Here is an 18,692-nt window from a genome sequence, read left to right as displayed (position 1 = left end):
AGCGCCAAAACATCCCCGGATCGCCTCATCCAATGGTAGGATAGGCCTCTGGGAGGCCACATGGCGCGCAATATCGGCATCTTCTCGGATGGGACGGGACAGGCCGGCGGCGCCAACCCGATCAACTGGACGAATGTCTATCGCCTGTTCATGGCGACGCGCGAGGCGGATGGCGCCGGGCAAATCTGCTTCTACGATCCGGGCCTCGGCTCCAATCCGGACGAGGGCGAGATTCGCGGGCCGTTCCGGCGCTTCAAGGATATGCTCGCCCAGGCGACCGGCTACGGCATCACCGACAACATCATCGACTGCTATGCCGCGCTGCTCTGCGCCTACAGGCCGGGCGACCGGATCTTCCTGTTTGGCTTCAGTCGCGGCGCCCACACCGTCCGCAGCCTCGGCGGGGTATTGGCGCTCTGCGGCGTGCCGGGCGGCTTAGCGGCGGTGACGCGCTGGGACGGGTTCAGCGAGGCGATCAAGGTGGAGGAGGTCCGGGCGCTGGCCGCGAGCGCGGTCAAGGACGTCTACATGATCAAGGACGCCGCTGCCCGCGCCGAGGCCGCTGCGGCATTCCGCCAGCGCCATGGCACGCAGCCGGCGCCGCCCTTTTTCGTTGGCGTCTGGGATACGGTCAGGGCGCTTGGGTTGCCGGGCATCGGCAGCCTGCCGGGGCGCCACAGGTTCCACGATGCGATCCTCAACCGGCAGGTCGCCCATGGCCGCCACGCGCTGGCGATCGACGAGAACCGGCAGGTCTTCGCGCCCGAACTCTGGGACGAGAGCGCAGCACCGTCCGGGCAGATCAGGCAGGTCTGGTTCGCCGGCGTGCATACCGATATCGGCGGCGGCTACGGGCTGAGGATGGGGTTGTCGGACCTATCGCTGGGCTGGATGATCGCCGAGGCACGGGCCATCGCGCATCCGCTCATCGTCGAGCCGGGGCTGATCGCGAACTTGCGGCCGGACGCTCTCGGGCGCCAGCATGACGAGCGCAAGACCTCCTGGCTGCCCTGGAGCGAGGGCACGCGGGAGAGTTTCGTGCAGCATGGGTTCCAGCCGCAGCCGGCCCGCATGGCTGATGCCGTCGAGCCGCGCCTGCAGGCTGCGGCCGTGCCGATCCTCGACGAGATGCGGCCCTATCGGCCGCGCGCGCTGGCGGGCTACCCGCCCTTCGCCGACTACTATCGGAGTTGAGGGGTCTAAAGCCCGCCCATCTTGCAGACGATGTCCCATTCCTCGTCGCTCACCGGCTGGACCGAGAGGCGGAAGGAGGTGACGAGCGACATCTTGGCGAGCTTCGGCTCGGCCTTGACCGCGACGAGCGTGACCGGCTTCGGCAAGGGCTTCACCGCCTTGAAGTCGACGAGGACCCAGGGCTCGCCCGGAATCCAGTTATAGGCTTCCTTGATGACCTCGACGATGCCGACGACTTCGAGGCCCTCGTTCGAGTGGTAGAAGAAGACCTGGTCGCCCTGCTTCATCGCCATCAGGTTGAGCTTGGCGGTGTGGTTCTTCACCCCGTCCCAATGCGTGCCCTTGGCGCCGGCCTTGACCTGGTCGTCCCAGGACCACACCGACGGTTCGGATTTGATCAGCCAGTGAGCCATCAGGCCTCGTCCTCCTTGAGCGGCGCCGGCGGCTGCGAGGCCGCCTCGCCCTGTTCGTTCCAGAACCGCACCATCTCGCGGGTCAGCGCGGCGTAATCCTTGGGGTCGAGCTCGACCCGGACCTCGCCCTCGCCGAAGGGCAGGATCAGCACGAAGCGATGCGTGCCTTCGGCCCGGCGCTTGCGATGCTGAATCACCGGGCCGGCGATGCGGCCGGCCAGCGGCACGGGGCCGCTCTCGGCGACGAGCTCGGAGCCCGTCGTCTTCTTGACCTCGGCGATGCCGCGCGCGACGCGCTTCGTCAGGTCGGACCAGTCTCCCGCCATGCTCTCCTCCCTCACTCCGCCCGGATCGGCCGCGCCAGCAAGGCGGCGACCGCATCGCGCACGCCGACACGGCCTGCGATGATCGCGGCCACGGCCTCGGCGATCGGGGTCTCGACCTGCTTTTCGCGGGCCATCTCGACGAGGACCGGGGCGGTGAAGGCGCCCTCGGCCAGCTTGCCGCCGGCTGCCTCGGCCGGGCTCTTGCCCTTACCCAGCGCCAGTCCATAGGAGAAATTGCGCGATTGCGGCGAGGCGCAGCTCAGCACGACGTCGCCGAGACCGGAGAGGCCCATCAGCGTCTCGGGATCGCCGCCATAGGCTTCGCCGAAGCGGCGCAATTCGGCGAAGCCGCGCGCCACCAGCGCGGCGCGGGCGCTCTCGCCATAGCCGAGCCCGATCGCGATTCCCGCCGCGATGGCCAGCACGTTCTTGGCCGCGCCGCCGATCTCGACGCCGCGGGTGTCGGCGGAGTGATAGATGCGGAAGGCCGGCGAGCTCAGCGCTGCGGCGAGCGCCTGCGCCAGAGCAGGGTCGCTGGCCGCGAGCGTCACTGCCGTCGGTAATCCGTGCCCGATATCGGCAGCGAAGCTCGGGCCGGACAGGATCGCGGCGGTTGCGCCGGGCCAGGCCTCAGCGATGATCTCCGTCGCGAAGCGGCCGCTCGCCTGCTCGATGCCCTTGGCGGCCGAGATCACCGGCGCGCGCGGCGGCAGGGCTTTCGCCAGTCCTTCGCAGGCCGACCGCAAGGCTTGCGTCGGCACGGCGATGATCAGGGCGTCGCAATCGGTGAGGGCAGCGAGGGAACTGGTCGCGCGGATGGTCTCCGGCAGATCGATGCCGGGAAGTTTCGGCGCCTGTCGCGTCTGCGCGATGGCCTCGATGGTCGCGGCATCGCGCGCCCAGAGCTGCACGTCGCGTCCGGCGCGGGCGGCGGCGAGCGCCAGCGCGGTTCCGTAGGCGCCGGCGCCGACGACGCCGATGCTGCGATAGGCGGCGTGCCGGCTCATGCGGCGGTCGATGGCGCGACCGAAAGCTCGTCCAGCGGCCAGCGCGGACGGGCAACCGCGCTCATGTCGTCGACGAGGCCGAGCCTGAGCCGTTCCAGCCCGGCCCAGGCGATCATCGCGCCGTTGTCGCCGCAGAGCGCCAGCGGCGGGGCGACCATCGGCAGGCCGGCTTCGGTCGCAAGGCGGTTGAGCCCGCTGCGGATCGCCTGATTGGCGGCGACGCCGCCGGCGACGACCAGCGTCGAGGGGCTGATGCCGGCCTCGCGGCAGGCGCGCAGGCCCGCGCGGGTGCGGTCGACCATCACGTCGACCACGGCCGCCTGGAAGGAGGCGCAGAGATCGGCGACGTCATTATCGGAGAGCGGCGCGATCCGCTCGGCGACGAGGCGCACGGCGGTCTTGAGACCGGAGAGCGAGAAATCCGGGCTCGGCCTTCCCTGCATCGGACGCGGGAAATCGAAGCGCTCCGGGTCGCCCTTGGCCGCCTCGCGCTCGACCGAGGGGCCGCCGGGATAGGGCAGGGCCAGCATCTTGGCGATCTTGTCGAAGGCCTCGCCGACAGCGTCGTCGATCGTGCCGCCGAGCTTGAGATAATCGCCGACGCCGCGCACGGCGAGCAACTGGGTATGACCACCGGAGACGAGCAGCAGCAGATAAGGGAAGGCGAGATCGTCGGTGAGGCGCGCCGTCAGCGCGTGAGCCTCGAGATGGTTGATCGCGATGAAGGGCTTGCCGGTGGCGAGCGCGATCGCCTTGCCGGCGGTGAGGCCGACCATGACGCCGCCGACGAGGCCGGGGCCGGCCGCTGCCGCGACGGCGTCGATATCGCCGGGCTTCATGTCGGCATTGGCGAAGGCGCGGGCGATGATGCGGTCGATCGCCTCGACATGGGCGCGGGCCGCGATCTCCGGCACCACGCCGCCATAGGCCGCATGTGCGGCGATCTGACTCAGCACCTCGTTCGACAGGATCTTGCTTTCGCCGGAACGCTCGACGGAGACGATCGCAGCCGCCGTTTCGTCGCAGGTCGTCTCGATCCCAAGGACACGCATGATCGCTCGATTAACCTCGTGGAACGGAAGAACGGGATGAAGGGCTTCGTCCGGCAGTTCCTCGCCGGCAATTCCTTCGTATAGTGCGGGGCAGGATGCAAGGCCAAGGGGCGCGGACCGTCGCCTTTGCGCCAGAGACAAAATGGGAGACGGCATGCACGGCATCATTGTTCCGCCTCAATGCAGCCCGAACGCGGAATGCTGCATCCTTCGCGGATCGTCCGGTGCCCGTCGCCTGTCTCGTCAGGAGCTGTGAATGCGCGTTTTCGTCTTTCGCCCCCGCCCCGATGCCGAACGGACCGCGCGCGCCATCGCCGAGCACGGTTTCGAGCCGGTGGTCGCGCCCCTCTTCGAGGTGGTCCGCCTGCCGGATGCCGCGCCCGAAGGCGCGTTCGACGCGATCGTCCTGACGAGCGGCAACGGCGTGCCGGCGCTGGCCGATGGGCCCGCGATCTGGCGTGACCTGCCGGTCTTCACGGTCGGCAGCCGCACGGCGGCGAAGGTGCGCGAGGCCGGGCTCGACGACACCCGCAGTGCCGATGGCGACCGCAACGACCTGATCGAGCTGATCAAGCGCACCCTGCCGGCGCCCGCAAAATTGCTGATGATCGCCGGGCGCGACCGCAAGGAGGACGTGCCCGATCGCCTGCGCGAGGCCGGCTACGAGGTGACGCTGTGGACCGCCTATGCGGCCGAACCGGTCTCCGTCCTTCCCGAGGACACGCAGGCTGCGCTCAGGCATGGCGGCGGTGGTGCGGCGCTGCATTATTCGGCGCGCGGGGCGCGGACCTTCATCGCGCTGGCGCAGGCCGCCAATGTCGCCGACGAGGCGCTCGAACTGACCCATGTCACCCTCTCCGCCGATGTCGCCGCTCCCCTGATATCGGCCGGGGCCAGCACCGTCCTTGTTGCCGAGCATCCGGAGGAAGCCGGGATGCTGGCGGCATTGCAGCAGGTCTCGGCGCGCGAGCGCCTTGGCGATCCGGCCCGGCCGGAGCCGCGTGGCAGCCTCCAGCGCACGCCGCCGACCGTCGACCTGCAGGCGGTGGCGTCGGAAACCGCCGAGACTGCGGGTGAGGCGAAGCCTTCGCCGGAAGCGGTCGCGCCGACCGAGGCGCTGCCGCAGGAATTCTCGCCGCCGCCCGTCGAGGCGACGCGGCCGGTCGCTGATCGTGACGTTCCGGCGCGCACGCCCTGGCTCGCGGTAGCTGCTGCCGCTCTCGTCGGTGGCGTGATCGGCGGCGTCCTCGTGTCCTATGTCGTCCCCAAGCCGGCCCCGGCAGGAAGCACCGAAGCGATCACGGAATTGCGCAGCCGGGTCGAAACCCTGCAGGCGAGCGCGGCTGCGGCCGATCGCAAGGCGGCTGCGGCGTCGGACGCTGCCGCGAAGGCCGGTTCCGAATTGCAGGCCGTCACGGCGAAGCTGGCTTCGCTCGGCAATGCGCAGGCGCCGGATACGAGCGCCTTCAGCGCGCAGGCGCAGCGTGCCGAAGCGGCGGCCGCCGCAGTCGGACAGCGCCTCGACCAGATCGCGGGGCGGCTCGGCAGCGTCGAGACGCAGGCAAAGGCCGCAGCAGGTGCGAGCCCGGAGGCGATGGCGGCGGCGCGGATCGTCCTGGCCGAGCGGGTGCAGCGCGCGCTTGCCGGCGGTAGGCCCTTTGCCGGTGATGTCGCGGCGCTGACAAAGAGCGGGGTGGCACAGGCCGATCTCGCCGCTCTGACGGCGGTCGCGACCTCGGGAGCTCCGACCCGCGAGGCGCTCCAGGCAGGTTTCCGCAAGCATGGCGCGACGTTCCAGCGCGAGGTGATGCCGGTTTCCGACAGCTGGACGGACAAGCTGCTGGCCCTGACCAGCCGCGTCGTCACGGTCCGCCCGGTCGGCGACAGCGGCTCGACCGATCCGGCGACGCTGCCGATCCGGCTGGAGAGCGCCATCGCTGCCGGCGACATGGTCAAGGCCGCGAGCCTGTGGGGCCAGTTGCCGGAGCCGGCGCGCCGTGCCAGTGCGGAATTCGGCGCCGATCTGCAGAAGCGTGCCGCAGCGGATGCGGCGATCGCCAAAATCGCGCAGGATGCGGTCGCGGCGCTCGGCGTGGCTGGCTGACGGAGGGTTGAGAGGTCCATGGTTCGCGTTCTCGTCTACCTCGCCGTTTTTGCCTGCCTCGCCTTCGGTGCCGTCTGGCTTGCCGACCGGCCGGGCGAGGTCTCCGTGCTCTGGCAGGGCTACCGGATCGAAACCAGCGTTGCGCTGGCCGCGATCGGCGTCGTCGCGCTGGCCTTCCTCGTGCTGCTGGTCTGGGCGATCTTCCGCTTCATCTTCGCCCTGCCCTCGGCTTTCAGCCTGTCCTCGCGGGCGCGGCGGCGGGCGCGCGGTTTCGAGGCCGTGTCGCGCGGCATGGTCGCGATCGGCGCGGGCGATCCCATCGCCGCCGGGCGCTATACCGGAGAGGCGCGCCGTTTCGTGCCTGGCGAGCCGCTGACCCTGCTGCTGGAGGCGCAGACCGCGCAGTTGAGCGGCGACCGGGCACAGGCCGAGGCCGCCTTCAAGGCGATGCTGGATAAATCCGAGACGCGGGTGCTGGGCCTGCGCGGCCTCTTCGTCGAGGCCAAGCGCCGCGGCGACGCCACCGCCGCGCGCGCCTTCGCCGACGATGCGGTGCGCCGCTCGCCCTCGTTGGCCTGGGCCAATGACGCGCTGCTCGATTTCCATACGCAGGCCGGCGACTGGGCCGCGGCCCGCACCGCCGTCGAGCGCCGCGCCGCGCTGAGACTTGCCGACAAGGCCGAGGCACGCCGCCAGCGCGCCGTGCTGCTGGCCGCCGAGGCCCTGCAGGCGCGCGACAACGAGCCCGAGAAGGCGCTTGCGGCTGCGCTCGAAGCGGTGAAGCTGGCGCCGGCCCTGACACCGGCCGCTGCCTTGGCTGGCCGGATGCTCGCCGAGCGCAGCGATGTCCGCAAGGCGTCGAAGCTGCTGGAAGCCGCCTGGAAGGATGCGCCGCATCCCGATATCGCCGCCGCCTATCTCGATGCGCGGCCGGGCGACAGCGCGCTCGACCGCCTCAACCGGGCGACGACGCTGACGAAGCTGCGTCCCTCCGATCCGGAAAGCGTTCTCGCGCTGGCCGGAGCGGCGATCCAGGCCCGCGAGTTCAAGAAGGCGCGCGAGACGCTGAAGCCCTTGCTGGCGGGTGGCGCCTCGGTGCGCGCCTGCCTGCTGATGGCCGAGCTGGAAGACGCCGAGCATGGTGCTGCGGGCCGCGTGCGCGAATGGCTGGCGCGGGCGACGCGGGCGCCCCGTGATGCTGCCTGGGTCGCGGACGGACTGGTTTCCGACCACTGGATGCCGGTCTCGCCGATCACCGGCCGGCTCGACGCCTTCGTCTGGACGGTGCCACCGGCGACGCTGGGAAGCCGGGCTCAGGCCGTCGACGACGTGCTGGCGGATCTCGACGATTCGACCAAGCTGATCGAGGTCAAGGCGGAGAGCGTCACGACGATCGAGCCTGCGGCCGTTGCGCCGCCACCGCCACCTCCACCTGCGCCGAAGGAAGAGCCCAAGCCGGAACCTGCGGTGGCTGCTGCGCCCCCGGCCCCGAAGGAGGAGCCGAAGCCGGTCGTCGAACCGAAGCCGGTGGAAGCGGCCGTCGAACTTGCGAAGCCCGTTGAACCGAAGCCTGCCGAGGCCAAGCCAGTCGAAAGCAAGCCGGCTCCGCGCGAGGCGGCGTCGCCCAAGCCGGTGATCTTCCCGGTCTCGCACGCGCCTGACGATCCGGGACCGGAGGAGGAACCGCCGCCGGAGCCGAAGAAGAGCGGCTTCAGGCTGTTCGGCTGACGACGATCGCCACTTCCATCCTCCATGGTCATCCCGGGCGACCGTAGGGAGACCCGGGATCCATGCCTGAACCTTCTTCGGCTGCGCTCCGGCATGGAGCCCGGATATTCGCTGCGCTCCGTCCGTGATGACGGAGGAGGTTTGGTCAAGGTTTGCGGAAAAGGCGTGCGGCCGGCGGCCATGCGCCTTATAGCGGCGCGATGACATCCATTCTCGATCCGAACGCCGCCGTCACGCTGACGGTCGGCCCCGAGCAGGCCGGCCAGCGCCTGGACAAGGCGCTCGCCCTTCTGGCCGGCGAGATTTCGCGCGCGCGCCTGCAGCAGGTCATCAAGGAGGGCGGGGTCAGCCTCAACGGCGCCGTCTTCAGCGACGGCAGCCGCAAGGTGGTCGAGGGTGACACGATCGCGCTCGTCATGCCCGCTGCGAAGCCGGCCGACCCGGTCGGGCAGGATATCCCGCTCGACGTCGTCTACGAGGACGAGCACCTGATCGTGATCGACAAGCCGGCAGGGCTCGTCGTCCATCCGGCCGGCGGGCATGAGGACGGCACGCTGGTCAATGCGCTGATCGCCCATTGCGGCGAGAGCCTCTCCGGCATCGGCGGCGTCCGGCGGCCGGGCATCGTGCACCGGCTCGACAAGGATACCAGCGGCCTGCTCGTCGTCGCCAAGAACGACCGGGCGCATCAGAAGCTCGCCAAGCAGTTCGCCGACCATGGCCGCACCGGGCCGCTGCAACGGGCCTATCTCGCCATCGCCTGGGGTGTGCCGCGTTTGCGCGAAGGCACGATCGACGCGCCGATCGAGCGCTCGACCCGCAATCGCGAGAAGATGACCGTGGTCAAGGAAGGGCGCGGACGCGAGGCGATCACCCATATCGAATTGCTCGAACGCTATCCGCCGCTGCTGAAGGGGCTGGACGAGACCGAGCCGCTGGCGAGCCTGATCGAATGCCGGCTGGAGACCGGGCGCACGCACCAGATTCGCGTGCATATGAGCCATATCGGCCATCCCCTGCTGGGCGACCAGCTCTACGGCTCGGGCTTCGCCACCAAGGCCGTGAGGCTGCCGGCGGATGCGCAGGCGGCATTGGCCACGCTCGGCCGCCAGGCCCTGCATGCGGCAATCCTCGGATTCGAGCATCCGGCGAGTGGCGAAGAGATGCTGTTCGAGTCGGAGCCGCCCGAGGATTTTGCGAATTTGCAAGCAGCGCTCGCGCGGCTGTGAGCGAACCGGGCGGTTTTGCCACCTTTCCGCCAGAGTGAGTTCGCATATACTGGGGTTGTTCGGATGCGGATGGCCAAGGGGGCGCCGCAAGCGAGCGTTCCGACCGAACCGATGACAGGTTCCAGCGTTGGATCGTTTTGCTTAAATCCGAAGCCTGCGCGAAGGTTGATCGCGCGGAGGGCCTGCCGCCAAGCGGGGGCCTCGATGAGGAGAACGAGCATGGCGAGTGCTTCGCTGCCCGTCCTGTCCGCCGAAGGCGGGCTGTCACGTTATCTCGATGAAATCCGCAAGTTCCCGATGCTGGAACCGAGCGAGGAATACATGCTGGCCAAGCGCTGGCGGGAGCATGGCGACCGCGATGCGGCGCACAAGCTCGTGACCTCGCACCTGCGCCTCGTCGCCAAGATCGCCATGGGCTATCGCGGCTACGGCCTGCCGATCGGCGAAGTCGTGTCGGAAGGCAATGTCGGCCTGGTGCAGGCGGTGAAGCGCTTCGAGCCCGAGAAGGGCTTCCGCCTCGCCACCTATGCGATGTGGTGGATCAAGGCCTCGATCCAGGAATATATCCTGCGCTCGTGGTCGCTGGTGAAGATGGGCACCACGGCCAACCAGAAGAAGCTGTTCTTCAACCTGCGCAAGGCCAAGAGCAAGATCTCGGCGCTGGGCGAGGGCGATCTGCGTCCCGATCAGGTGCAGCAGATCGCGACCAAGCTCGGCGTCAACGAGCAGGACGTGGTCGACATGAACCGCCGCCTCGGCGGCGATGCCTCGCTCAACACGCCTTTGCGTGAGGATGGCGAGGGCGAATGGCAGGACTGGCTGGTCGATGATTCGGAGAGCCAGGAACGCCGCCTCGCCGATTCCGAGGAGGCCGACAACCGCCATTCGGCGTTGCGCGAGGCGCTGGAGGTGCTGAACCCCCGCGAACGCCGCATCTTCGAGGCGCGTCGCCTGGCCGAGGACCCGATCACGCTGGAGCAGCTCTCCGAGGAGTTCGGCGTATCGCGCGAGCGTGTGCGCCAGATCGAGGTCCGCGCCTTCGAGAAGGTGCAGGAGGCCGTGAAGAAGGCGATCACCCGCATCGAGGCGCCGCGCGCCGCGCTGCCGGCGGCCTGACCCGGTTTCTGCCGTCGAGAGTTTGAAGGGGCGCCGCGAGGCGCCCCTTTTCTTTTGCCGTCAGTACAGTGGCGGCAGCGGCTGCAGCGGCAGGCGGAACGGGCCGATGAAGACCCGGCCTTCGCGCAGCGAGACCGGCGGCAGGGTGGTGAGGCCGGGCGCCGCGCCGGCATTGTTGCCGCCGCGCCCGCCCAGGAAACCGCCGAGGCCGCCCAGGAGGTTGCCGATGCGCAGGCCGCCGATCTGCTCGATGCCGGCGGCTGCCAGCTGGAGGTCGCCGGCGACACGGTGCAGCGGATCGAGGGCCAATTGACCGCTGCCATCGACGCGGGCCTTGCCCTTGGTCGAGACGAGGCGGGTCAGTTCGAGCGTGCCGTTGGCGGTGCGCCAAGTTTCGAGGGTGTCGGGATTGAAGCCCTTGCGGAAGCTCTCGGCTTGCGTGAGCGTCGCCTGGAGGTCGATCTCGCCGGCTTCCGTGTTGCCGAGCAGGGCATCGATCGGCGGCAGGATCGTGCCCTTGGCGGAGATGGCGATGTCGACGGCCTGCTCGGTTGCCGGGCGCGTCGGGTTGCGGCGTAGGTGCGCTTCGAGTGTCGCCGCGCCCCAGGTCTCGGTCGCGAGGCCGGGCGTGGTCAGCACGCCGCGCGGTTCGCTGGCGACGAGCGCGAAGCGCTCGGGACTGCGCCAGGAGAGGCTGGCGCCGAGGCTTTTCCAGTTGAGGTCGAAGACGCGGCCTTCGGGCAGGGTTGCCTTGGCCGGGCCCGAGACCTCGAAGATGATGAGGCTAGGCGAATAGACCTGAGCGACGGCGACGGAGGGGCCGGTCTCGACGCGGACCGCATCACCCCAGCGGGTCGAGGTCAGGGCCAGCGCGTTGCAGCGCAGTTCGATGCGGAACGGAAAGCCGCTGACGCTGCGGTCGGTGCAGCTCCAGGTGCGGCCGCGCTGCGCCTCGCGGGCCAGCGCATTCTCGATCTCGGCCGCGACGCGGCCGCGCGCATAGAACCAGAAGGCGGACCAGGCGACGGCGAGGACGACCAGCAGCATGAAGGGGCCGTAGAGCCAGAAGCGGCTGCGGCGGCGCGTCGGAAGAGTATCGGTCATGCGGCAGGCATTCCTTGCGCGGAGGCGGGCGGATCGCTAGATCGCCCGGACTGCCGTCGCGGCCGATCTATCTCGTTGTCGTGACACCGGATTTGCTTGAAAAGCGGGTACCGCTTTTCGGTCTGATGCTCAAGCAAGCAGGCCGGCGCGGCCAAATTATGGGACGAAAATGACGACCGAATTCGGCGCAACGGATCTCTGGGTCTTCGGCTATGGCTCGCTGATCTGGCGGCCGGGCTTCGCTTTCGAGGAGAGCGTGCAGGCGCGGCTCCACGGCTATCATCGCTCGCTCTGCGTGTTCTCGCATGTCCATCGCGGTACGCCGGAGCGGCCGGGGCTGGTGCTGGGGCTGGATCGCGGCGGGGTCTGCCGCGGGCTCGCCTTCCGGGTCGCGGCCGGGCAGGCGCAGGAGACGGTGGATTATCTCCGGGCACGCGAGCAGGCGACGGCGGTCTATCTCGAACGCCATGTGCCGCTGAAGCTGGAGGACGGCCGGCAGGTGCGCGGCATCGTCTATGTCGCCGACCGCAAGCACCTGCAATATGCCGGCAAGCTGCCCGCGGCGCAGCTGCTCAAGCTTGTGCGGGAGGGCAAGGGCCAGTCCGGCGAGAACCCGGACTATGTGCTGCAGACGCATGAGCATCTGCGCAAGATGGGTATCTTCGATCCCGTGCTGGCGGACCTTGCGCAGCAATTGGCGCCGGGGCTTGGTGCGCCCCATCCGCCGCTGGCGGGATAGAAGAGCCAACTGTTCTCGGAGCCACTACGTCATCCCGGGCTTGCCCCGGGATCCATCATAGAGCTTGCTGCCCTACGATGGATCCCGGATCGGCGCTGCTGCGCAGCTTGTCCGGGATGACGTTCAGGCTCCGTGGGATACGGTCCTGCTCTCGTCAGCCCTCCGGGCTGGCTTCCGGCATCAGGTCGAGCAGGGCGGCGCGGCGGCTCATCCCGTCCTCTGCGAGCAGATGGACATGGATCTCGCAGGCGCCGGCGGCCATGACCGCGCGCTGCCAGCGGCCGAGCGCGGCCTCGATGCCGAAGGGGCCGGAATCGCGGGCGGCGATGACGCGCCGGTCGGCCGAGATCGCCAGAAGCACCGCATCGGTGAAGCTCAGCGCATGCGTGTCGTCGACGGAGAAGACCGATGCGACATAGCGCCGGCCGGAGCGGCCACGCCAGGCGGTGAAGCGGCGCTCGCTGAGAGCAGCGGTGCTGCGCAGGGGCATTTCGCGGGCGGCCGGCGCCTCGTCGAAGAGATCGGGGGTATAGCGATAGGCGAGAGCGGCCATATCCGTTCCTCCAGTGATGGGAACAAAATGGGAACGATCTGGGGATAAGTCAAGCGCCGCCGGCGACGAGGCCGGCGCTTTCCCGCTCTGCTGCTGTCAGGGTGTGTCAGGAACTGGCGAGCGGGTCCATGCCGCGCGCCGCGAGTTCGGCGCGGCCCTGGGCCAGAAGGCGGTCGCTTGCCGTCTCGATGCGCTCCTGCAGGATGGCCTGGAAGGCGACCTTGTCGAGCCCCGGCTCGATCGCCGGCAGGATCTCGATCCGGACGGTGCCGGGGCGGCGCAGGAACTTGCGGCGAGGCCAGTAGAGGCCGGTGTTCAGCGCAACCGGGACGCAGGGCACGCCGAGCTCGGCATAGAGATGGGCGGCGCCGAACTTGTAGGCCGGCGGGGCGCCGGGCGCGCGGCGGGTGCCTTCCGGGAAGATCAGGAGCTGGCGGCCGTTCTGGCCGAGCTCGATCTTGGCGCGGCGCGTGACATCGGAGAGCGCGCGGGCGCGGGCGCCGCGATTGACCGGAATCATCCGCATCTTCGTCAGGGCCCAGCCGAAGACCGGGATCCAGGTCAGCTCGCGCTTCAGGATGAAGACCGGGTTCGTGAACACGGTGACCAGCGCGAAGGTCTCCAGGAAGGACTGGTGCTTGGCACCCACCATCAGGCCGCCCTCCGGGATGTTCTCGACGCCGGTGATCTCGTAGCGCGTGCCGGCGACGACGCGCATCAGCCAGAGCGAGGAATGCGACCAGGCGATCGCGACCGCCAGCAGCGCGCGCTTCGGCAGCAGCAGCGCGGGCAGGACCGCGAAGATCAGCCAGAGGACGAGATTGGCATAGAACAGGACATTGAAGGCGAGGGAGCGCAGGACGAGCATGCTGCGCAATGAGCCCGAGATGCCGTCGCGGTCAAGCGTCGCCTTGCCCGTTTCGGCATCATCCCTCGTGGCGATGCTGTTCCGGAAGGCGCGTGCGCTTTTCGCCAGCGGGGCCAAGCGAGTCCGCTGGCTTCGGCGAAACCGGCTTGCGGCCGCCGATGATCACCGAGAGGCGCGAGGTTTCGGGATCGCTCTCGACGAGACTGCGCAGGCGCGCGACCAGATATTTCGCGTATTCCGGCGCGAGGATCTTGATGGTGGACCAGCGGTACCACCAGCCGGCCGTGTCGATATGCTCGGTCACGACCGGATGGGCGACGAGCTCGACGCCCGGCATCGCATGGGCGAATTCCGCGAGCGTGCGCGGCATGTGATAATTCGAGGTCACGACCAGCAGCGAGCGGAAGCCGTGGCGGCGGAGCCAGCGGCGGGCCTCGATCGCGTTGCCGATGGTGTTGCGGGCGCGATAGTCGAGATCGACGCAGCAGGCCAGCAGGTCGCGCGAGGCGGGGTTCAGCTTGGCGAGTTCCTCGCGGCCGGTCTTCTCGTTGACGCCGCTGATCAGGAGCCGCCGGCCGCGTTCGGCTCCGAGCAGGCCCATGGCATCGCCGACGCGCTGGGCGCCGCCGGTGACGACGACGATCGCATCGGTGCGTGGCGTGCTGGCCGGTTCGCGTGCATCGATCTTGCCGGCGAAACGGGCATAGCCGATGCCCAGGAGCAGGAGGCCGATGCCAGCGAGAGCAGCCGTCGCGAGCCCGAGAATACGGCGCAGCGAGATCGACCGGGCAGGCTTGCCGCTCCGGGGCGCGGAATCGGAATGGGCCATCCTGAGATGGTCGTCTGTGCTGCCGATCATGGCCATGACGCCGCCGTCGTAACGCGGCAATCGGGCATAACGGCGGCAGGCATGCGTCCGGTCCTGCCGCAAGCGTTAAGGCTTGGTTGACGCCGTGCCGCGCTTGCGATGCTCATGCCAGCATCCTCAGGTGGCGGCGCACGGTGAAGCGGGAGACGAGGCCGGCGATCACGGCGACAACCAGGGCGACGAGGATGACGGCGCCATAGCCCGTCCAGCCGATCTCGAAGGCGCCGAACAGGGCCTGCAACTGCTCCGCCTCGGGCGTAGCGCTCCAGCGCGAGGCGAGGAAGCCTAGCACGGCGATCGTCGCGATGGCGGCGAGCCCCCCGAACAGGCCGCCACGGAGGCCGAGCCGGATGAAGCGGCTCTGGAATTCGCGGGCGATGAAATCGTCGTCGGCCCCGACGAAATGCAGCACTTCGACGCTGTCACGGCTGCCGGCCATGGCGCCGCGCGTGGCGAAGGCGACGGCGAGCGCTGCGGCCGTCAGCACCAGCAGCACGATGGCGAAGCCGGAGGCGATGATGGTGCCGGCCATGGCGGAGAGGCGCCGGACCCAGAGCCGGTGGTCGTCGAGCGTCGCGGTCGGTATTTCACGGCGCAGCGTCGCGCCGAAGCCTCCGAGATCGCTGCCGGCTTCCGGCCGAAGCTTGAGCACGATCAGGCGCGGCACCGGCAGTTCGACGAGATCGAGCCCCGTGCCGAGCCAGGGTTCGAGCAGCTTGTCGGATTCGGCCTTGGGCACGGCGCGGACGCTCTCGACCTCCTTCAGCCCGCTTGCCAGCATGACGGCACGGGCGACGTCATCGTCGATCTTGCGGTGCGAATCGGGACGGACCTGGATGGTCATCTCATTGGAGATGGCGCCGCGCCATTGATCGGAGGCGCGCGCGGCAAGCACCGCGGCACCCGCGCTGAGCGAGGCCAGGAAGGTCAGGATCGCGATCACGGCCATCAGGGCGCGGCCGGCGACATTGTCGACTGGTACGAGCGGCTGGTCGCGCCGGAGATTGGGCGGCAGGCCGCGCTCCCGTCCCGATTCCCGGTCGCTGGCTTCAGGCATCGACATGCAGGTGTCCGTCGGCCAGCACGAGGCGCGGTGCGTCGTAGATGTCCATCAGGTTGAGGTCATGCGTCGCGATGACGACGGCGGTGCCGAGCGATTGCAGCTCCATGAAGAGCCGCAACAGGCGCCGGCCAAGGCCGGGATCGACATTGCCCGTCGGCTCGTCGGCGAGCAGGAGCTCTGGCCGGCTGATCAGCGCGCGGGCGATGGCCGCACGCTGCTTCTCGCCGCCGGAGAGCACCGGCGGCACGGCGTGCATGCGTTCGCCGAGCCCGACCCAGCGCAGCAATTCGACGACCTCGGCGCGGTAGCTCGCCTCCTCCTTGCCGAGGACGCGCAGCGGCAGCGCGACGTTCTCGTAGACGGTGAGGTGATCGAGCAGGCGGAAATCCTGGAAGACCACGCCCATGCGGCGCCGGAAGGCGGTGAGCGTATCGGGATCGAGCCGCGAGACGTCCTGTCCGAACAGGTTGACCAGCCCGCGCGTCGGCTTCAGCGCCATCAGGATGAGGCGCATCAGCGTCGTCTTGCCGGCCCCGGAGGGACCGGTGAGATACTGGAACGAGCGCGGCTCGATGCTGAAGTTGATATCCTTCAGCACCTCCGGACCCATGCCGTATCGCAGGCCGACGTTTTCGAACCGAACCAAGCGGTCTTCCTTGTTGAACCGATCTCTTGCGAATCCGCAGGCGATCCTACACCGCAAGCCGAGGCGCGCGGAAAGACCGTGACGCGGCCAATCTGCGCCGAAGATTCTTCACGAGGCGTTAACCATAAATCGCGCCAATGGAGGCGCGCGCAATTGCTGCTGCGGCGTAGCGCCTCGCTGCCATGCCGAAGCGCTTGCGGCAACCGTCTTGAAGGAGTTGGCTCGCACCCATGCTGATCGTCTGCCCATCCTGCGCGAGCCAATATGAACTCGACGCGGCCAAACTGGGGCCGGAAGGGCGCAAGGTGCGATGCGCCAGCTGCAAGACGTCCTGGCATGTCGAGCCTGCAGCCTTCCCGGAGCCGCCGAGCGAGGCCGAGACGCAGGCGCTGCTCGCCGAGGAGCTGGAGCGCGCCGCCGCGATCGATGCCGAAATCACCGCGCTTGCTGCCGAAGCGGGCGGGCAGGATGTTTCCGAGGAGCCTCCGGTCGTCGAGGCGCCGGTGGCCGCCGCGCCGAAGCGCCGGACCAAGCGCCCGGGCAAGCCGGACAAGCCGCCGGGCGCTTTCCTGCGCCGGGGCGGAGCGGGGCGGCCGATAGCGGCAGCGCTTGCCGGCCTTGCGCTGCTCGGCATCGTCGTCTGGCAGCGTCAGGCGGCCGTCCGTGCTGCGCCGCAGCTTGCTGGCCTGTTCGAAAAGATCGGCATGCCCGTGAATGTCCGGGGCCTGAGCCTCAGTGCGATCGAGAGCGGCCTCGTCGCCGACGGCCAGAACCGCTTCCTTATCGTCGAGGGCGAGGTCACCAACATCACCAAGAGCAAGACGGCGGTGCCGCTGATCGAGGTCGCGGTCAAGGATGCCGGCGGTGCGACGCTCTACACCTGGACGACCGAGCCGCCGCGCGCGAGCCTCGAACCGGCCGAGCTCGTCCGCTTCCGGGCCCGGCTGGCTTCGCCGCCGGAGCAGGGACAGTCGGTCAGGGTGCGCTTCACATCCGCCGAAACTGCAGCCAATCTCGCCAGCAAGCACTGAGGCTGCTAGGACGGGGATCTGTCGACCGGTCCGGCACAGCAGCCGGACCGTGTTCACGCATCATTGCCTGCATCGGTCTTGAGCGCGCCTGAAACGCGCGAGGCTGGTTGCGGCCGGATATCGAAACGGAGTCATCATGCCGGAACGGCGCATCAGGGTTCTCTATGACGAAGCGGCGATCGCGCGGCGCAACGAGGAGATGGCGCAAGCCATCGCGGCCAGCAATCCGAAGGACCTGCTCGTCGTCGCCGTCCTGAAGGGTTCCTTCATGTTCGCCGCCGACCTGATCCGCGCGATGCATCGCACCGGGCTCGCGCCGCAGGTCGAGTTCGTCCACCTGTCGAGCTACCGCGCCGGCACGACCTCCTCGGGCCAGGTCGAGATCCTGCGTGACGTCCAGAGCGAGGTGCGCGGGCGCGACGTACTGCTGGTCGACGACATCCTCGAATCCGGCCGGACGCTCGCCTTTGCCAAGGACCTCTTGGCGGCGCGCGGTGCGGGCAAGGTCTCGACCGCGGTGCTGCTGGAGAAGCCGCACAAGCGGGCGGTCAATATCCAGGCCGATTATGTCGGCTTCGAATGCCCTGATTATTTCGTGGTCGGCTACGGCATGGATGTCGCCCATTCCTATCGGCAGCTGCCCTTCGTCGGCGTGGTCGAGACCGATGATCAGGCCGGCTTGCCCGGCATCTGAGGAGTATCCATGTCACGTATTCTGGTCGTCGATGACGAGGAGCCGCTGCGCGTGCTGGTCGCGCGGGGCCTGAGCCTCGACGGGCATAGCTGCCTGACCGCGTCCGACGGGGCCGAGGCGCTCGATATCCTCGAAGCGGAGCAAGGCCGCTTCGACCTGCTGCTGACCGATATCCGCATGCCGCTGATGGACGGGATCGCGCTGGCGCTTGCGGCCAAGCAGCAGTTCCCGGAGCTGACGATCATGCTGATGACCGGCTATGCCGAGCAGCGCGAGCGGGCCAAGAGCCTGGAGTCGATCGTGTCCGAGGTGATGGCCAAGCCCTTCACCATCGCCGATCTGCGCGCGACCGTGATGAAGGTGATCGAGCGCTCGATCGGTTAGCGGTTCAGCCACCAGATCGAGGCGTTGAGCAGCGTCGCGAAGGCGACCCAGGCGAGATAGGGCCAGAGCAGGTTCGAAGCGAGCCTGTCGAGCGGCCGGAAGGCTGCGATCGTCGCTATGATCAGGACCAGCAGCGGCAGGATGACCGCGAGGCCGGCCAGCGGGCTGTTGGCGCCGAAGAAGGCGAAGGACCAGCCGATATTGAACAGAAGCTGCAGGTGATAGGCCAGCAGCGCACGGCGTCGGCCGGGCGTGCCGACCGGCAGGCGCAGGATGCGGAAAACGCCGAGCGCCATCAGGGCGAAGAGCGTCGTCCAGACCGGTGCGAATATCCAGTTCGGCGGGTTGAAGGGCGGCTTGGCGAGCCCGGCATACCAGGCCGGGATCTGCGGGACGGTCACCGCGCTGCCGGCGACCGAGGCGGCCACCACCGGCAGGATCGCGATGGCGAGCGCCGCCCAGAGCGGCGGGCGATGATCGGCTCGGATGTCGGCAGGCGTCGTCATAGTGCGATGATGGGGCGGTGCGGCGTAGCTCGCAAGGCGGTGCGCCTGCTCAGGGCATGGAGCGAGC

The 18,692-nt window shown here is 69.0% G+C and carries 20 protein-coding genes; 9 read left to right on the top strand and 11 right to left on the bottom strand.

The features are described 5' to 3' along the window. Positions 1–60: 60 nt before the first annotated feature. Positions 61–1,194: a DUF2235 domain-containing protein gene (locus tag WFK61_RS05675; RefSeq protein WP_336810570.1), complete on the top strand. Its 1,134-nt coding sequence runs from the start codon at positions 61–63 to the stop codon at positions 1,192–1,194. A 5-nt stretch (positions 1,195–1,199) separates the two neighbouring features. Here the strand turns inward: WFK61_RS05675 and WFK61_RS05670 are convergent, their stop codons facing one another. From WFK61_RS05670 to tsaD, 4 genes are read right to left on the bottom strand one after another with little or no spacing between them, the layout of a single operon-like run. Further along, positions 1,200–1,607: an EVE domain-containing protein gene (locus tag WFK61_RS05670; RefSeq protein ID WP_336810569.1), complete on the bottom strand. Its 408-nt coding sequence runs from the start codon at positions 1,605–1,607 to the stop codon at positions 1,200–1,202. Beyond that, on the bottom strand, positions 1,607–1,933 hold the full coding sequence (locus WFK61_RS05665) for a hypothetical protein (RefSeq protein WP_336810568.1): 327 nt from the start codon (positions 1,931–1,933) through the stop codon (positions 1,607–1,609). Before WFK61_RS05665 ends, WFK61_RS05670 begins: the two co-directional genes overlap by 1 nt. 11 nt (positions 1,934–1,944) lie before the next feature. Beyond that, complete coding sequence (locus WFK61_RS05660; RefSeq protein ID WP_336810567.1) at positions 1,945–2,940, bottom strand: NAD(P)H-dependent glycerol-3-phosphate dehydrogenase; 996 nt, start codon at positions 2,938–2,940, stop codon at positions 1,945–1,947. After that, positions 2,937–3,992 carry a tRNA (adenosine(37)-N6)-threonylcarbamoyltransferase complex transferase subunit TsaD gene (gene tsaD / locus WFK61_RS05655; protein WP_336810566.1) on the bottom strand — a complete coding sequence of 352 codons (1,056 nt, stop codon included), beginning with the start codon at positions 3,990–3,992 and terminating at the stop codon, positions 2,937–2,939. Before tsaD ends, WFK61_RS05660 begins: the two co-directional genes overlap by 4 nt. Positions 3,993–4,248: 256 nt before the next feature. Between tsaD and WFK61_RS05650 the strand changes: the two genes are divergently transcribed. From WFK61_RS05650 to rpoH, 4 genes are all read left to right on the top strand, one after another. Continuing rightward, a complete protein-coding gene (locus WFK61_RS05650; protein ID WP_336810565.1) occupies positions 4,249–6,096 on the top strand; it encodes a uroporphyrinogen-III synthase in 1,848 nt (615 codons plus the stop codon). An 18-nt stretch (positions 6,097–6,114) separates the two neighbouring features. Continuing rightward, complete coding sequence (locus tag WFK61_RS05645; RefSeq protein WP_336810564.1) at positions 6,115–7,824, top strand: heme biosynthesis protein HemY; 1,710 nt, start codon at positions 6,115–6,117, stop codon at positions 7,822–7,824. Positions 7,825–8,024: 200 nt separating this feature from the next. After that, the gene (locus tag WFK61_RS05640) at positions 8,025–9,053 is read left to right on the top strand and encodes an RluA family pseudouridine synthase (RefSeq protein ID WP_336810563.1); all 1,029 of its coding nucleotides are present in this window, start codon (positions 8,025–8,027) and stop codon (positions 9,051–9,053) included. 219 nt (positions 9,054–9,272) lie between these two features. Further along, a complete protein-coding gene (rpoH, locus tag WFK61_RS05635) occupies positions 9,273–10,169 on the top strand; it encodes an RNA polymerase sigma factor RpoH (protein WP_336810562.1) in 897 nt (298 codons plus the stop codon). Positions 10,170–10,229: 60 nt separating this feature from the next. Here the strand turns inward: rpoH and WFK61_RS05630 are convergent, their stop codons facing one another. Further along, a complete protein-coding gene (locus tag WFK61_RS05630) occupies positions 10,230–11,273 on the bottom strand; it encodes a DUF2125 domain-containing protein (RefSeq protein WP_336810561.1) in 1,044 nt (347 codons plus the stop codon). A 169-nt stretch (positions 11,274–11,442) separates the two neighbouring features. On the opposite strand from WFK61_RS05630, the gene WFK61_RS05625 reads away from it, so the two are divergent. Next, on the top strand, positions 11,443–12,012 hold the full coding sequence (locus tag WFK61_RS05625; protein ID WP_336810560.1) for a gamma-glutamylcyclotransferase: 570 nt from the start codon (positions 11,443–11,445) through the stop codon (positions 12,010–12,012). A gap of 154 nt (positions 12,013–12,166) precedes the next feature. Here WFK61_RS05625 and WFK61_RS05620 read toward each other — a convergent pair whose 3' ends face one another. The 5 genes from WFK61_RS05620 to ftsE form a co-directional block, all read right to left on the bottom strand. Beyond that, positions 12,167–12,565, bottom strand: coding sequence for a hypothetical protein (locus tag WFK61_RS05620; protein ID WP_336810559.1), 399 nt, complete (start codon positions 12,563–12,565; stop codon positions 12,167–12,169). A 106-nt stretch (positions 12,566–12,671) separates the two neighbouring features. After that, on the bottom strand, positions 12,672–13,550 hold the full coding sequence (locus tag WFK61_RS05615; protein ID WP_336810558.1) for a lysophospholipid acyltransferase family protein: 879 nt from the start codon (positions 13,548–13,550) through the stop codon (positions 12,672–12,674). Then, on the bottom strand, positions 13,492–14,292 hold the full coding sequence (locus WFK61_RS05610; RefSeq protein WP_336810557.1) for a YdcF family protein: 801 nt from the start codon (positions 14,290–14,292) through the stop codon (positions 13,492–13,494). The genes WFK61_RS05615 and WFK61_RS05610 overlap by 59 nt, the downstream gene beginning before the upstream one ends. Before the next feature lie 112 nt (positions 14,293–14,404). Continuing rightward, a complete protein-coding gene (locus tag WFK61_RS05605; protein WP_442896273.1) occupies positions 14,405–15,358 on the bottom strand; it encodes a cell division protein FtsX in 954 nt (317 codons plus the stop codon). Then, positions 15,351–16,010: a cell division ATP-binding protein FtsE gene (gene ftsE, locus WFK61_RS05600; RefSeq protein WP_257732655.1), complete on the bottom strand. Its 660-nt coding sequence runs from the start codon at positions 16,008–16,010 to the stop codon at positions 15,351–15,353. Before ftsE ends, WFK61_RS05605 begins: the two co-directional genes overlap by 8 nt. A gap of 230 nt (positions 16,011–16,240) precedes the next feature. Between ftsE and WFK61_RS05595 the strand changes: the two genes are divergently transcribed. The 3 genes from WFK61_RS05595 to WFK61_RS05585 all read left to right on the top strand — a co-directional run bounded on the left by WFK61_RS05595 (position 16,241) and on the right by WFK61_RS05585 (position 18,119). Then, on the top strand, positions 16,241–17,041 hold the full coding sequence (locus WFK61_RS05595) for a DUF3426 domain-containing protein (RefSeq protein ID WP_336810555.1): 801 nt from the start codon (positions 16,241–16,243) through the stop codon (positions 17,039–17,041). Between the two features lie 136 nt (positions 17,042–17,177). Then, positions 17,178–17,735, top strand: a complete 558-nt coding sequence (gene hpt, locus WFK61_RS05590; RefSeq protein WP_336810554.1) for a hypoxanthine phosphoribosyltransferase — start codon at positions 17,178–17,180, stop codon at positions 17,733–17,735. A gap of 9 nt (positions 17,736–17,744) precedes the next feature. Beyond that, positions 17,745–18,119: a response regulator gene (locus WFK61_RS05585; RefSeq protein ID WP_257732652.1), complete on the top strand. Its 375-nt coding sequence runs from the start codon at positions 17,745–17,747 to the stop codon at positions 18,117–18,119. On the opposite strand, the gene WFK61_RS05580 is transcribed toward WFK61_RS05585, so the two are convergent. After that, positions 18,116–18,625 (bottom strand): TspO/MBR family protein, encoded by a 510-nt coding sequence (locus WFK61_RS05580; protein ID WP_336810553.1) that lies wholly within the window; start codon positions 18,623–18,625, stop codon positions 18,116–18,118. The genes WFK61_RS05585 and WFK61_RS05580 overlap by 4 nt on opposite strands. Positions 18,626–18,692: the final 67 nt, after the last annotated feature.

This window comes from Allobosea sp. MMO-172 (assembly GCF_037147855.1).
Taxonomy (GTDB): domain Bacteria; phylum Pseudomonadota; class Alphaproteobacteria; order Rhizobiales; family Beijerinckiaceae; genus Allobosea.
Note: the sequence above shows the minus strand (reverse complement) of the source record. Positions and strands in the feature narration are given on the sequence as shown.

What these genes read in the sequence shown, in the direction of transcription:
- WFK61_RS05620 (WP_336810559.1), bottom strand. Translation starts at nt 12,565, where the DNA reads ATGGCCGCTCTCGCCTATCGCTATACCCCCGATCTCTTCGACGAGGCG.
- WFK61_RS05665 (WP_336810568.1), bottom strand. Translation starts at nt 1,933, where the DNA reads ATGGCGGGAGACTGGTCCGACCTGACGAAGCGCGTCGCGCGCGGCATC.
- WFK61_RS05610 (WP_336810557.1), bottom strand. Translation starts at nt 14,292, where the DNA reads ATGATCGGCAGCACAGACGACCATCTCAGGATGGCCCATTCCGATTCC.
- WFK61_RS05585 (WP_257732652.1), top strand. Translation starts at nt 17,745, where the DNA reads ATGTCACGTATTCTGGTCGTCGATGACGAGGAGCCGCTGCGCGTGCTG.
- WFK61_RS05630 (WP_336810561.1), bottom strand. Translation starts at nt 11,273, where the DNA reads ATGACCGATACTCTTCCGACGCGCCGCCGCAGCCGCTTCTGGCTCTAC.
- WFK61_RS05605 (WP_442896273.1), bottom strand. Translation starts at nt 15,358, where the DNA reads ATGCCTGAAGCCAGCGACCGGGAATCGGGACGGGAGCGCGGCCTGCCG.
- WFK61_RS05650 (WP_336810565.1), top strand. Translation starts at nt 4,249, where the DNA reads ATGCGCGTTTTCGTCTTTCGCCCCCGCCCCGATGCCGAACGGACCGCG.
- WFK61_RS05660 (WP_336810567.1), bottom strand. Translation starts at nt 2,940, where the DNA reads ATGAGCCGGCACGCCGCCTATCGCAGCATCGGCGTCGTCGGCGCCGGC.
- WFK61_RS05645 (WP_336810564.1), top strand. Translation starts at nt 6,115, where the DNA reads ATGGTTCGCGTTCTCGTCTACCTCGCCGTTTTTGCCTGCCTCGCCTTC.
- WFK61_RS05580 (WP_336810553.1), bottom strand. Translation starts at nt 18,625, where the DNA reads ATGACGACGCCTGCCGACATCCGAGCCGATCATCGCCCGCCGCTCTGG.
- rpoH (WP_336810562.1), top strand. Translation starts at nt 9,273, where the DNA reads ATGGCGAGTGCTTCGCTGCCCGTCCTGTCCGCCGAAGGCGGGCTGTCA.
- WFK61_RS05640 (WP_336810563.1), top strand. Translation starts at nt 8,025, where the DNA reads ATGACATCCATTCTCGATCCGAACGCCGCCGTCACGCTGACGGTCGGC.
- WFK61_RS05675 (WP_336810570.1), top strand. Translation starts at nt 61, where the DNA reads ATGGCGCGCAATATCGGCATCTTCTCGGATGGGACGGGACAGGCCGGC.
- WFK61_RS05670 (WP_336810569.1), bottom strand. Translation starts at nt 1,607, where the DNA reads ATGGCTCACTGGCTGATCAAATCCGAACCGTCGGTGTGGTCCTGGGAC.
- hpt (WP_336810554.1), top strand. Translation starts at nt 17,178, where the DNA reads ATGCCGGAACGGCGCATCAGGGTTCTCTATGACGAAGCGGCGATCGCG.
- WFK61_RS05625 (WP_336810560.1), top strand. Translation starts at nt 11,443, where the DNA reads ATGACGACCGAATTCGGCGCAACGGATCTCTGGGTCTTCGGCTATGGC.
- tsaD (WP_336810566.1), bottom strand. Translation starts at nt 3,992, where the DNA reads ATGCGTGTCCTTGGGATCGAGACGACCTGCGACGAAACGGCGGCTGCG.
- WFK61_RS05595 (WP_336810555.1), top strand. Translation starts at nt 16,241, where the DNA reads ATGCTGATCGTCTGCCCATCCTGCGCGAGCCAATATGAACTCGACGCG.